This is a genomic window from Arthrobacter sp. TJ-238 (assembly GCF_058269215.1).
Genome location: NZ_JBZCNH010000003.1, coordinates 72,838 through 85,030 on the forward strand (window position 1 = coordinate 72,838; position 12,193 = coordinate 85,030).

General features: G+C 69.4%; 12 protein-coding genes. All 12 read right to left on the bottom strand.

Features of this window, described 5'->3' with window-relative positions; translation table 11 throughout:
- Nucleotides 1–121 precede the first annotated feature (121 nt).
- Nucleotides 122–907: a twin-arginine translocase subunit TatC gene (tatC, locus tag AC4D2O_RS06440; protein WP_490906487.1), complete on the bottom strand. Its 786-nt coding sequence runs from the start codon at nt 905–907 to the stop codon at nt 122–124.
- 68 nt (nt 908–975) lie between these two features.
- Nucleotides 976–1,371 carry a Sec-independent protein translocase subunit TatA gene (tatA, locus tag AC4D2O_RS06445; RefSeq protein ID WP_490905986.1) on the bottom strand — a complete coding sequence of 132 codons (396 nt, stop codon included), beginning with the start codon at nt 1,369–1,371 and terminating at the stop codon, nt 976–978.
- Between the two features lie 37 nt (nt 1,372–1,408).
- Complete coding sequence (locus tag AC4D2O_RS06450; RefSeq protein WP_490905987.1) at nt 1,409–1,759, bottom strand: hypothetical protein; 351 nt, start codon at nt 1,757–1,759, stop codon at nt 1,409–1,411.
- A 9-nt stretch (nt 1,760–1,768) separates the two neighbouring features.
- Nucleotides 1,769–3,757, bottom strand: coding sequence for a helix-turn-helix transcriptional regulator (locus AC4D2O_RS06455; RefSeq protein ID WP_490905988.1), 1,989 nt, complete (start codon nt 3,755–3,757; stop codon nt 1,769–1,771).
- Nucleotides 3,758–3,881: 124 nt separating this feature from the next.
- The gene (locus AC4D2O_RS06460) at nt 3,882–4,277 is read right to left on the bottom strand and encodes an FKBP-type peptidyl-prolyl cis-trans isomerase (protein ID WP_490905989.1); all 396 of its coding nucleotides are present in this window, start codon (nt 4,275–4,277) and stop codon (nt 3,882–3,884) included.
- A 68-nt stretch (nt 4,278–4,345) separates the two neighbouring features.
- Complete coding sequence (locus tag AC4D2O_RS06465; protein WP_490905990.1) at nt 4,346–5,305, bottom strand: FKBP-type peptidyl-prolyl cis-trans isomerase; 960 nt, start codon at nt 5,303–5,305, stop codon at nt 4,346–4,348.
- A gap of 198 nt (nt 5,306–5,503) precedes the next feature.
- Entirely contained in the window at nt 5,504–6,865 is a 1,362-nt protein-coding gene (gene pafA, locus AC4D2O_RS06470; protein WP_490905991.1) for a Pup--protein ligase, read from the bottom strand.
- Nucleotides 6,865–7,644 carry a proteasome subunit alpha gene (prcA, locus tag AC4D2O_RS06475; protein ID WP_490905992.1) on the bottom strand — a complete coding sequence of 260 codons (780 nt, stop codon included), beginning with the start codon at nt 7,642–7,644 and terminating at the stop codon, nt 6,865–6,867. Before prcA ends, pafA begins: the two co-directional genes overlap by 1 nt.
- A gap of 3 nt (nt 7,645–7,647) precedes the next feature.
- Nucleotides 7,648–8,475 carry a proteasome subunit beta gene (gene prcB, locus AC4D2O_RS06480; protein ID WP_490905993.1) on the bottom strand — a complete coding sequence of 276 codons (828 nt, stop codon included), beginning with the start codon at nt 8,473–8,475 and terminating at the stop codon, nt 7,648–7,650.
- A gap of 3 nt (nt 8,476–8,478) precedes the next feature.
- Nucleotides 8,479–8,682 carry a ubiquitin-like protein Pup gene (locus tag AC4D2O_RS06485; RefSeq protein ID WP_490905994.1) on the bottom strand — a complete coding sequence of 68 codons (204 nt, stop codon included), beginning with the start codon at nt 8,680–8,682 and terminating at the stop codon, nt 8,479–8,481.
- A gap of 45 nt (nt 8,683–8,727) precedes the next feature.
- Entirely contained in the window at nt 8,728–10,293 is a 1,566-nt protein-coding gene (dop, locus tag AC4D2O_RS06490) for a depupylase/deamidase Dop (protein ID WP_490906488.1), read from the bottom strand.
- Nucleotides 10,294–10,370: 77 nt separating this feature from the next.
- Nucleotides 10,371–12,140, bottom strand: a complete 1,770-nt coding sequence (gene arc, locus AC4D2O_RS06495) for a proteasome ATPase (RefSeq protein ID WP_490905995.1) — start codon at nt 12,138–12,140, stop codon at nt 10,371–10,373.
- Nucleotides 12,141–12,193: the final 53 nt, after the last annotated feature.

The following is a 12,193-nucleotide window of genomic DNA, read 5'->3' on the forward strand; positions in this document are numbered from 1 at the left end:
CCGAGCATGTCGACTCCGTCCGGGCACCGGTGGTGCTTGCAGGAGGGGCCGGAGCGTGTCCTGCGGACGGGGCGGTCGCCGTAGCGCTTCCGGCGGTCCGTCCGGCGCGGGGTCAGGCTGTTTACAGGGCGTCGAGGGGGGACGCGGTGTCGGCGGTGGCCTCGACGGAGGCTTCGCGGGCGGCGTTGCGCCGGGCGCGACGCTTGTCGTTGAGCAGGCACAGCCCGATGGCGACGAAGAACAGCAGCAGCAGCGGCACCGCGAGGTAGAACATGCTCAGCGCGTCCCCACCCGGTGCAGCCATCGCGGCGAACAGGCAGACCAGGAACACGGTGATCCGCCACGCCTTGAGGATCTGCCTGCCGGAGACCAGGCCCACCATGTTCAGGCCCACCAGCACCACGGGCAGCAGGAACGCGATGCCGAACGCGAGCATGAGCCGCAGCACGAACGTGAAGTACACGGTGACGCTGATGTAGTTGGAGAAGTCCTCGGGGGTGAACTCGGTCAGCACGCGCACCGCGTTGGGCAGGATCAGCCAGGCCAGGTAGATGCCCGCCAGGAACAGCGGGACGGCGACGGCGATGAACGCCAGCGCGATCCGGCGCTCCTTGGACTTCAGCCCCGGGGTGATGAACGCCCACAGCTGATACAGCCAGACCGGACTGGAGATGACAAGGCCCAGGAACACGGAGACCTGGATGAGCAGGTCGAACGGCGACGCGGCGCTGTCGAAGTTCAGCGACGCCGTCCTGCCCTCCTGGGTGTTGATCGCGATGATCGGTGCCGCCAGGGCGCGCAGGACCGGCTCGTAGACGAAGAAGCCGGCGACGGTTGCGAGGATGACCGCGATCGCGGACTTGAACAGGCGGTTGCGCGCCTCGCGCAGATGCTCCTTCAGGGCCATCCGCCCCTCGGGGTTGGCCTTCCTGCCGCGCGGACGGACCTTGGATGGTGACACCGGGACGTCCGGGCCTACTGGCCGGTCGAGGGGGAACTGCCGTGCTGCGACGGGCCGGCCTGGGTGCCATCAGCATGACCATCAGCACGGCCGTCAGCGCGGCCGTCAGCGCGGCCGTCACCCTGGTGGGGTGCCTGCCCGGGCTGCCCCGGGTGCTGCACGGGCGTCTGGTAGGTGGGCGCGTACGTCTGCGCGTTGGCCTGCGGGGCGGGGTTGGTGACCACGCGGCCCTCGACAGGATCGGTCCCGGCGTCCGGGGTGTTGTTCTCGTCCTTCATCTGCTTCACCTCGGACTTGAAGATCCGCAGTGACTGTCCCACGCTGCGCGCCAGGCCCGGCAGCTTCGGAGCGCCGAACAGGACGATCGCAAGAACGATGATGATGACGATATGCCAGCCTTCGAGCCTCATGCCCAATTCCTCTCGTTGATCCCCCCACCAGTTTAGGTCACAGGTGGGGCATGTCCTGCAGGAGCTGGGGCTGTCCGCGACGGGCGCGCTTGACGACACGCCTGCTGCGTCGGTCGTCGGCACGGCGTAGCCGGGCGAGCTCACGAGCGGCACGGATGTCCTCGGGCCGGGAGAACACGGCGGGCACGGGGATCCCGGGTACTCCCGATGAGCTCGCGGCGACGGCGTCGTCGGGCGGGACGTCCACCTGGAGGCGGTCCATCGATTCCCCGAATTCACCGAGAGTTCGCATTCCACGACGGAACACGCGGAACCCGACGACGGCCAGGAAGATCACACTGACCGCCACCAGTGCCACCCACAGCACGATCCACATCCACCAGAGCATGGGTCCAGTCTAGGCCAGGGCCTGGTGCGCCCTGGCTGCCTCGAGCCAGCGGAGGGTCTCCTCGCGCAGGTGGTCCGGCGCGACGACGGCGGCGGACCCGCCGAGTCCTGCCACCAGACCGGGGATCCAGGCGCTCGACGCCACCTTCAGGCGCGCCGCGAGGCGGTCCTCGCCGAGTTCCTCGACGGCGTCCGCGTTGTACTGGGCAGCGATCCAGCGCGCGCGCGGCTCCAGCAGGAGCGTGACGGCCTGGTCCGTGTCACCGGAACGGTACGGCAGGACCGCGCGCCGGTCCCGGGCGAGGGACTCCTCGTCCACCAGGGCCGTGGCCGGCTGGTCCGTCAGTGCCGCGCTCTGGATGCGGTCCAGGCGGAAGTTGCGCAGACCGTCAGAGTCCACGCTCCACGCCTCGAGGTACCAGGTGTCCTGATGCAGGAAGATCCGGATGGGCTCGAGGAGGCGGTGCGTGATCTCGTCGCGCGTGGGCACAAAGTAGTCGACCTCCACCCGGACCCGGGAGTGCAGGGCGGCCTGCAGCACCTCGAGTGTGGGGTCGATGTCGTCTTCCGTCAGCTTCGTCGCCACCGCGGTGCCGATGCGGGCGGCGTCGCCCGCGGCGGCGGTGAGCTTCGTCTGGGCGCTGACGATCGCCTCGTTGTTCCGCATGCCGGGCAGCTCGCGCAGTGCCTGGAGCCCGACGATCAGGGAGCAGGCCTCGTCCATGCTCAGCTTCACGGGCTCCGCCAGGTCGCGTGCGTTGGTGAGGTAGATCCGGCCGTCCTCGATGTTCACGTCCATCAGGCCGTCGGGGTAATGGCGCGGCCCGCTGACGAACAGCAGGTCGAGGTCCTTGGTCAGCTGGCTCTCGCTGACGTCGAACCGCCGTGCCGTCTCGCCCACCTCCGCGCCCGGATGAGCCAGGAGGTAGGGCACGAGGTCCAGCAGGCGGAGCAGATGGTCCTGGGCGGAGGATTTCCGCCGCGGCGCCGGCCGCACGCCCTGGGTGATCTCGAGGCCGTGCGGTGCGGCGACGGCGGCCTCGTAGGCACCGTCGAGCAGCCGCCCGACCTCCACGGCGAGCTCCTGGGGCTCGCGCACCCTCGCGTTGGTGCCCAGTCCCGCGACCGTGGCCGCCATGGGGCTGGCCGCCGCGTACGGTACCCGCAGGACGTCCCACTCCTCCCCCGTCTGCAGGACCTCCGTGTCCTTCCGGACCCGGAGCACCTGGCAGGAACCGGGGCGCACGGCGATGACGGCCGTGCGGTCGGGTTCGCGGCGCGAGAGCGAGGAGAGCGTCTGGTTCATGTCGAACGACGCCGGGACGTCGAACGTCCCCGGCAGGATCACCGGCTCGCCGGTCATGCGGGAGAGGCGGAAGAAGCGTTCGGCGTCGCGGGTGGTGTCGAAGCCGACCAGGTACCAGTGGCCGAAGCGCGCGCCCATCCCCCACGGGTGGACGGTGCGGACCTCCTCGCGCCCGGTGCTGGCCGCGCGGTACGGGAAGCGGAGGGGCGCCCGGGAGGTGAGAGCCTGCCACACGACGTCCCAGTAGGGTGCGTCGGTGGTGATGCGCGGCTGGATGAGGGGCGTGAGTTCGATCCCGCCGTCGGTGCTGCGGGAGCTGAGCTTGCGCAGAGCCCGGGATGCCGCGGAGTCGAGGGAGCCCTGGTCCCACACGCCGGCGGCGAGGTTGAGGACGGCGTATTCCTCGGGCTGGAAGGTGACCCCGCCGAGGCGGTAGTCCTCGGCGTCGATCCGGTAGCGCTGCACCGTGTTGTCGTTGTCGAACAGGGCGTCCTCGCTGAAGGACTCGAGCGGGATCCCCTGCTCGCGGAGGGCTGCCTTGTCCCGGTCGAAGAGCTTCTCCCGTGCTGCCACGGACGTCGCCTCGCGGTACAGGTCGATCTCCTCGAACAGTTCCTCCTTCGTGAACCCGCGGCGGCTCGACAGCAGCATGATCACGAGGGTGAGGAGGCGTTCGGTACGTTTTGCGGACACGGTGAAACCCTACCTTTCCTCGGAGCGGCAGGAGGGACGCACGCCAACCGGGGCTGACCTGCGTCCCTCCTGGACGATGCTGCTGGGCGAACGGGCTGGAGCGGAGGCTCCGGCCCGCGTGGTGCTAGCGGACGGCGAGCAGGTCCACCACGAAGATCAGCGCCTCGTTGGGGCCGATCGCCGAGCCCGCACCGCTCGGGCCGTAGGCGAGGTGCGACGGGATCTCCAGGCGGCGACGTCCGCCGACCTTCATGCCGAGCAGTCCCTGGTCCCAGCCCTGGATGACCTGGCCCACGCCGACGCGGAAGTCGAGCGGCGCCCCACGGTTCCAGGACGCGTCGAACTCCTCGCCCGTCGAGAACGCCACGCCCACGTAGTGCGTGGACACGGTGTTCCCGGGCTTGGCCTCGTCGCCGGTTCCCTCGATGATGTCCTCGATGACGAGGTCGGTGGGGGCGTCGTGGGCGGGGAAGTCGATCTCCGGCTTCTGCCGGTCGAAGCTGCGCTGTCCGAAGGACATGGTTTTCCTCTCGTGGGAAGGGCGTTGGAAGGGTGCCGGGTCATCCGGCGGCAGGGGTGTGCCTGGTACTACTGGGCGGCGTCCTTGCTGACGATCTCGACGTAGAACACGAGCGTGCCGGACGGCTGGCCCTGGGCGGCGTTGGGGTAGGCCCACGGCTCGGGGATGACCAGCATCACCTTGGAGCCGACCTTCTGGCCTGCGAGTCCCTTGGTCCAGCCGGTGATGACGCCGTTCAGGGGGAAGCTGGCCGCCTCGCCGCGGTCGAAACTCGAGTCGAACTTCTCGCCGTCGGCGTAGGTCCAGCCGGTGTAGTTCGCGGTGATGGTGTCGCTCTCGGCGAGCACCTCGCCGTCGCCCTCCTCGAGCACCTTCACGACGAGGTCGTCGGAAGGGTCGTTCTCGGGGATGGTGACCTCGGGGGCGCCGTTCCCATCGAACGTGAAGGTCGGCAGCTGCCCCTCGTCGTCGAGCTTCTTGACGTCCTCGGGGGACATCACCTCGGGCTCGGGCGGGGGCTGCTCGGCGGAGATGACCTTCAGGACGAGGATCTGCTTCGGGCTCTCGGCCGCTCCCGCGCCCTGTTCCGGGGCGGGCGCCGCGAAGGCGACCTGGGACCCGACCTTCGTGCCGATGAGGACCTCGAACAGCTCGGGGAACTCGCCCTTGAAGGTGTCGTCCAGGGGCAGGACCTGCGGCTCGCCCTGGCTGTACGTCTCACCGAGCACCGAGCCGTCCTCGGCGTTGAGTGCCACGAGCTGCACGCGGATCTGCTCGCCCTCCTGGATCTCGTCGCCGTCGCCCTCCTGGACCGTCTTGGCCGCAGCGGCGCTGGTGTCCAGCGGCTCGTCGAACTCGACGGTGGGCGCCTCCTCGTCGGAGCCTCCGCTGACCTCGACGGTGTCGAAGATCTCGGCGGCTCCCGCGGACTTCCCCGACGCGTTTCCCTCGAAGGAGTCCGTCGTCGGGCCGCCGCACGCCGTCAGCAGCAACAGCAGCGGAAGAAGGATTGCTAGTACTTTTCGCACAGAACCACTTTCAGGTTGGTGTCCAGGTCGGGCTGCCCGCGAAACAAAGGGCCCTGACAAGCCTAACGGCTCGGGCAGCACGGTTTCTCCTGCGCCTGCGCCGTTGACGGGCGGGCCCGTGCCGGCGGCGACCGGGACACACGGGGTAGCACCGGATGACGCGGCGTCCTGCCGCGCCAGGGTCAGGTCCGAGCTGTGTCAGAGCTGCTGGAGCAGGGCCTCGACGCGTTCGTCGACCGAGGCGAAGGGGTCCTTGCAGAGGATGGTCTGCTGGGCGCGGTCGTTGAGCTTGAGGTGCACCCAATCGACGGTGTAGTCGCGGTTCGCCTCCTTGGCCCGGCGGACGAACTCCCCGCGCAGCCGTGCGCGCGTGGTCTGCGGAGGTACGTCGACGGCCTCCTTCACCGCGGTGTCGTCGACGACGCGTGCAGCCTCCCCCCGGGCCTGAAGCAGGAAGAAGAGTCCGCGCGAACGGGAGATGTCGTGGTAGGTCAGGTCGAGCTGGGCCGCCCGGGCGGAATCGAGGTCGCCGCCGGAGCGGGCGAGGTAGCGGTCGATCAGCTTCTTCTTGATGGCCCAGTCCACCTCCGTGTCGATGCCCGAGGTGTCGCCGGTCTCGACGGCGTCGAGCACCCGCTCCCACAGGTCGAGGATCGCGGGCACGTGGTCGTTGTGCGCACCGTGCCGGCCGACGAACGCCGTCACACGCGCGAGGTACTCGCGCTGCATCTCGAGCGCCGTCATGTGCCGGCCGTTCGCGAGCTTGAGCACCTGCCGGCCCGTGAGGTCGTGCGAGATCTCGCGGATGCTGCGGATGGGGTTCTCCAACCGGAAGTCCCGCATCACCTCGCCCGCCTCGACCATGCGCAGCAGCAGGTCGACGGAGCCGATCTTCAGCACCATCGTGGTCTCGGACATGTTGGAGTCGCCTGCGATCACGTGCAGCCGGCGGTAGTGCTCGGCGTCGGCGTGCGGTTCGTCGCGCGTGTTGATGATGGGGCGGGACCGGGTGGTGGCCGAGGAGATGCCCTCCCACAGATGGTCGGCGCGCTGCGAGAAGGCGTAGATGGAGCCGGTCTGCGTCTTCAGGACCTTGCCGGCCCCGACGAGGAGCTGCCGGGTCACGAGGAACGGGATGAGGATGTCGGCGAGCCGGGCGAACTCGAGTTTGCGCGGGATGAGGTAGTTCTCGTGGCTGCCGTAGGAGTTGCCCGCGGAGTCGGTGTTGTTCTTGAAGAGGTAGATCTTGCCGTCGTAGCCCTCCTGGGCCAGCTTGCGCTGCGCCTCGGACACGAGGTCCTCGAGGATCAGCTCACCCGCGCGGTCGTGGGCGACGAGCTGGGCGAGGTCGTCGCATTCCGCGGTGGCGTACTCGGGGTGGGAGCCGACGTCGAGGTACAGGCGCGAGCCGTTCGTCAGGAACACGTTGGAGGAACGCCCCCAGCTGACCACCTTGCGGAACAGGTACCGGGCCACCTCCTCCGGCGAGAGCGGGCGCGAGTTGGGGCCCGAGTAGGAGATGCCGAACTCGGTCTCGACTCCGAAGATGCGCCGGTCCATCAGGTGTCCTGTCCGTGCTGCAAAAGGTTCTCGAGTTCGGGTCCGCCGATGCGGCGGAATGCGCGGCGGCTGCCGCGCAGGGTGTCGGGATCGCGTTCGAGGAAGGCGACTTCGAGGACCGACGGGTCGAGTGCGGCGCCGGGCCGGTCACCCTCCACGGTTGTGCCGGCGGTCGTGCCGGCGGTCGTGCCGGCGGTCGTGCCGGCGGTCCCGCCGTTCCGCAGGGCGCGCGCGGCGGCCCGGACGCCCTCGGGGAGGGCGAGTTCCGCGGACCAGGTGCCCTGCAGGGCGTCGACGACGACGTCGGCCGCGCCGCCCATGACCACGAACCCGGATTCGTCCGCGATCGAGCCATCGAAGGTGAGCCGGTACAGGTGGTCGGCGTCCTGGCTGCGGCCCACCTCGGCGACCACGAGTTCCACCTCGAAGGGTTTGCTCTCCGCGGTGAAGACGGCGCCGAGGCTCTGCGCGTAGACGCTCGCGAGACCGCGGGCCGTCACGTCCTCCCGGGCGTAGGAGTAGCCGCGGACGTCGGCGTAGCGCACGCCGGCCTGCCGGAGGCTCTCGAACTCGTTGTACTTCCCCACGGCGGCGAACGCGATGCGGTCGTAGATCTCGCCCAGCTTGTGCAGCGAGGGCGAGGGGTTCTCCGCCACGAGGGCGATCCCGTCGCGGCAGCTCATGACCACGACCGACCGGCCGCGGCCGATGCCTTTCCGCGCGAAGTCCGCGCGGTCCTTCATGAGCTGTTCCGGGGAGACGTAGAACTGCTGTGTCATGGCCTAGGCCTCCCGGCCCGCGGCGGAGCGGGCGTCGATGATGGCGTGCGCCACGGCCTCGAGATCACGTTCGGGGACGCGCCGTGCGCCGGCCGCGTCCACCACGTAGACCACGGGCCACAGCGAACGCACGGCGTCGGGGCCTCCCGTCGCGGAGTCGTCGTCGGCCGCGTCATAGAGGGCCTCCACGGCCACGCGCACCGCGGACGCCTCGTCCAGGCGCGGGTTCCACAGCTTCTTGAGCGACCCGCGGGCGAACACGGACCCGGAGCCCACCGAGTGGTGCTCCTGCTCCTCGTACCGTCCGCCGGTCGCGTCGAAGGAGAACAGCCGCCCGACGTGGCGGTCGGCGTCGAACCCGGCGAAGAGCGGCACGACGGCGAGGCCCTGCATCGCCATGGGGAGGTTCTGCCGGACCATCGCCGCGAGGCGGTTGGCCTTGCCGTCGAGGCTCATCATCGTGGCCTCGATCTTCTCATAGTGCTCGAGCTCCACCTGGAAGAGCCGGGTCAGGTCCAGCCCGATGCCGGCGCTCCCCGCGATCCCGAGCACCGAGGAGCGGTCGGCCGGGAAGACCTTCTCGATGTGGCGGCTCGCGATGACGTTGCCCATGGTGGCACGGCGGTCCCCCGCCATCAGGACGCCGCCGGGGAAGGTCAGGGAGACGATCGTCGTGGCGTGGGGGGCGAGGTGGCCTGCGTCGGCGGAGGGGCTCACGGACCCGAGCGTGCGGTTGGACGGCAGCAGTCCGGGGTGGTGCACGTCGAGGTAGTCGGCGAAGGAGGTCGAGGCGGCTCGGGGAACCGCTGCTGCTGCATCGTCCGGGAGCATCCGCTACTGGCCGCCCTTCTGGACGAATCCACGGACGAACTCCTCGGCGTTGGACTCCAGCACGCCGTCGATCTCGTCGAGGAGGTCGTCCACGCCCTGCGTCTGCGCGGAGCCCTGGGCTTCCGGGGCGGCGGGGGTGGGATCAGGTGTCTCCTCCTCCGCCTCCGTTGCCGATCCGCTGGTGTTCCTGCGGTCCTGCGTCGCCATGATGGCTCCCCTCCCGTGTCCGTGATCCGTTGTGGGATCGCAATCCTATGGTGCCACGCGCCGATCAGGCCCGCTCAACAATCGGGCGAGGAAATCCTCGGCGTCCGCTGCTACCTCGAACAACTCCTCGGTCAGGGCCGCCGTTCCCCGGAGTGGCTCGCGGGTCTGGACGCGCTGCAGCCGCCGCTCCCCCGCGAGCTCGAAGATCAGCGAGTCCCAGCTCGCACCGACCACCTCCGCGGGGTACTCCGCGATGCAGCGGCCCCGGAAGTACGCGCGGGTGTCCCTCGGCGGGTGGACGGCAGCCCGGGCCACCTCGGCGGGCGGCACGAGCAGGTCGACGTCGTTCCTGCGTGCGAGCCGCTGGTAGATGCCCTTCTCGGGCCGCAGGTCGGCGTACTGCAGGTCGATCAGCGCCAGGCGGGGGTCCGTCCAGGCGAGCCCGTCGCGTGCGCGGTACGCCTCCAGCACCTTCAGCTTCGAGATCCAGTCCACCTGCCGGGCGGCGTCCGAGGGGTCGCGGCGCAGCGTCGCGAGGAGCGCCTGCCAGCGGTCGACGACGTCACGCGTCTGCTCGTCGGCGTCCGCCGGAAGGGCTGCGAGCACGGCTTCGCAGTACAGGTCCTGCAGGTCGAGCCCCGTCACGCTCCGCCCGTCGGTGAGGCGCACCGTGGTCCGCAGCGAGGGGTCGTGGCTGATGGCGTGCAGCGCCCCGACCGGGTCCTCGAGCACGGGCACCGGCGCGACGCCCTGCTCGACGAGGGAGAGGACGAGGGCGGTGGTGCCCACCTTCAGGTAGTTGGACACCTCGTTGAGGTTCGCGTCGCCGATGATCACGTGCAGCCGCCGGTACTTCTCGGCGACCGCGTGCGGTTCGTCGCGGGTGTTGATGATGGGCCGCCGGACCGTGGTCTCGAGGCCGATCTCGTTCTCGAAGAAGTCGGCGCGCTGGCTGATCTGGAACCCCGGCTCCTGGTTCAGCGGTCCGAGGCCCACGCGTCCCGCACCGCAGATCACCTGGCGGGAGACGAAGAACGGGATCAGTGCCTCGGCGAGCTTGGAGAACGGGACCGTGCGGGGCACGAGGTAGTTCTCGTGGGATCCGTAGGAGACGCTCTTGTTGTCCGTGTTGTTCTTGTAGAGGATCACGGGTGAGAAGCCGGGCATCGCGCTGATCCGCTGCATGGCAGTGACGGCGACGTGATCGCCCGCCCGGTCCCAGAGGACGGCGTCGAGGGGATTGGTCACCTCGGGCGACGAGTACTCTGGGTGCGCGTGGTCGACGTAGAGCCGCGCCCCGTTGTTGAGGACGAGGTTCATGAGGACGGCGGTCTCGGTGGGTTCCCCGCGTTCGAGCGCGATCTGCTCGGCGCTGAGCTCGGGCGGTTCGTCGGTGAGCTGGCTCGGGTGTGCGCTCTCGCGGTCCATCCGGAAGCCCCGGGCGTCCGTCAGCGGCGTCTCGTCCGTGTAGTCCCACCGCGTGCCCGCGAGGTTGCCGAGTCCTTCGCGCAGGGTGGCTGCGTAGGCGTTGACCACTTGGGAGGACAGCAACGTCGGGTTCGCCGACGGCAGGGCCGGCGCGATGATGCCGTACTCCGTCTCCGTCCCCATGACGCGGTGCACGGAGATCCCCTCACCGACGGCGGGCAGCGCGGCCCCCGAAGCGGTGCGTCGTCCCCCGGTTCCGATCACAGGTATTGGCCGGTATTCGCCGTCGTCTCGATGGCCTTGCCCGGTTCCTGCCCCGCCTTGCCCTGCACGATCGTGCGGATGTACGTGATGCGCTCGCCCTTCTTGCCGGAGATGCGCGCCCAGTCGTCGGGGTTCGTGGTGTTCGGCATGTCCTCGTGCTCGCGGAACTCGTCCACCACGGCCCGCATGAGGTGCTCGATGCGCAGGCCCCGGCTGCCGTCGAGGAGGAGGTCCTTGATGGCGTACTTCTTGGCGCGGTCCACCACGTTCTGGATGACGGCCCCGGAGTTGAAGTCCTTGAAGTACAGCATCTCGGTGTCGCCGTTGGCGTAGGTCACCTCGAGGTACTCGTTGGACTTGTCCGTCGAGTACATCTGCTCCACCGTGCGGCGGATCATTTCGGCGATGGTGCTCCGCGGATCGTTGCCGTTCTCGGCGAGGTCGTCGGCGTGCAGCGGGAGGTCGGCGGTGACGTACTTCGCGAAGATCTCCGCAGCGCCCTCCGCGTCGGGCCGCTGGATCTTGATCTTCACGTCCAGCCGGCCCGGGCGCAGGATGGCCGGGTCAATCATGTCCTCACGGTTGGAGGCACCGATGACGATCACGTTCTCGAGCTTCTCGACGCCGTCGATCTCGCTCAGCAGCTGCGGCACGATGGTGGTCTCCACGTCGGAGGACACCCCGGTGCCACGAGTGCGGAAGAGCGAGTCCATCTCGTCGAAGAACACGACGACAGGGCTGCCGTCGGAGGCCTTCTCGCGCGCCCGGGCGAAGATGAGCCGGATGTGGCGTTCCGTCTCGCCCACGTACTTGTCCAGCAGCTCCGGTCCCTTGATGTTGAGGAAGTAGCTGCGGATCTGCTCGACGCCGGCGCGCTCGGCGGCCCGCGCCGCGAGCGAGTTGGCCACGGCCTTGGCGATCAGCGTCTTGCCGCAGCCGGGCGGACCGTAGAGCAGGATCCCCTTGGGCGGCTTGAGCCCGTGCTCGCGGTAGAGGTCGGGGTGCAGGAAGGGCAGCTCGACGGCGTCGCGGATCTGCTCGATCTGCGGGCCGAGCCCACCGATGTCGCCGTACGCGATGTCGGGCACTTCCTCGAGCACGAGGTTCTCCACCTCGCTGCGGGGGACCTTCTCGAGACCGTATCCGGACTTCGTGTCGACGGCGAGGGCGTCGCCCACCCGGATCTTCTCCGCGCGCAGCGGCCCGCTGAGCCTGATGACGCGCTCGTCGTCGGTGCGGCCCACCACGAGCGCGCGGTCCGCGCCGAGGAGCTCCTTGACGGTGACGATCTCCCCGGCCCGCTCGAAGCCGAGCGCGGCGACGATGGTGAGCGACTCGTTGAGCAGCACCTCCTGGCCGGGAGCGAGCTGGCGGACGTTGATGAGAGGGCTGACGGTGACGCGGAGCTTGCGCCCCGACTGCAGGATGTCGGCCGTATCCTGCACGGTCGCCTCGGTGGTGGTCCCGGGCTCGGACGGGCGCTTCGGGTTCACCTGCATCACGGTGGCGAAGCTGAACGGGGCGGCGCCCTCCTTTTCGAGGGCCGCCTTCAGCCGGACGATCTCCGTGCGGGCGGACTCGAGCGCGGAGACCAGCTTGGCGTTGTTCTGCGTGGCCGATGCGAGCTGCCGGTCGATATGGCGGAGCTTGTCCCGCAGCACGTTCAGCTGGCGCTGGGTGATCGAGTGGTCGGCGGGGGGTTCGGCGGCAGGCGGGTTGAGGCCGCCCTGGTCGGCGGCAGGAGCGTAGTCGTCTGATTCCGGCATTCTGGTTCGCCACCTCGTGATCGACGTTCGGCTGTCTTTCGACCTTAGCGCAG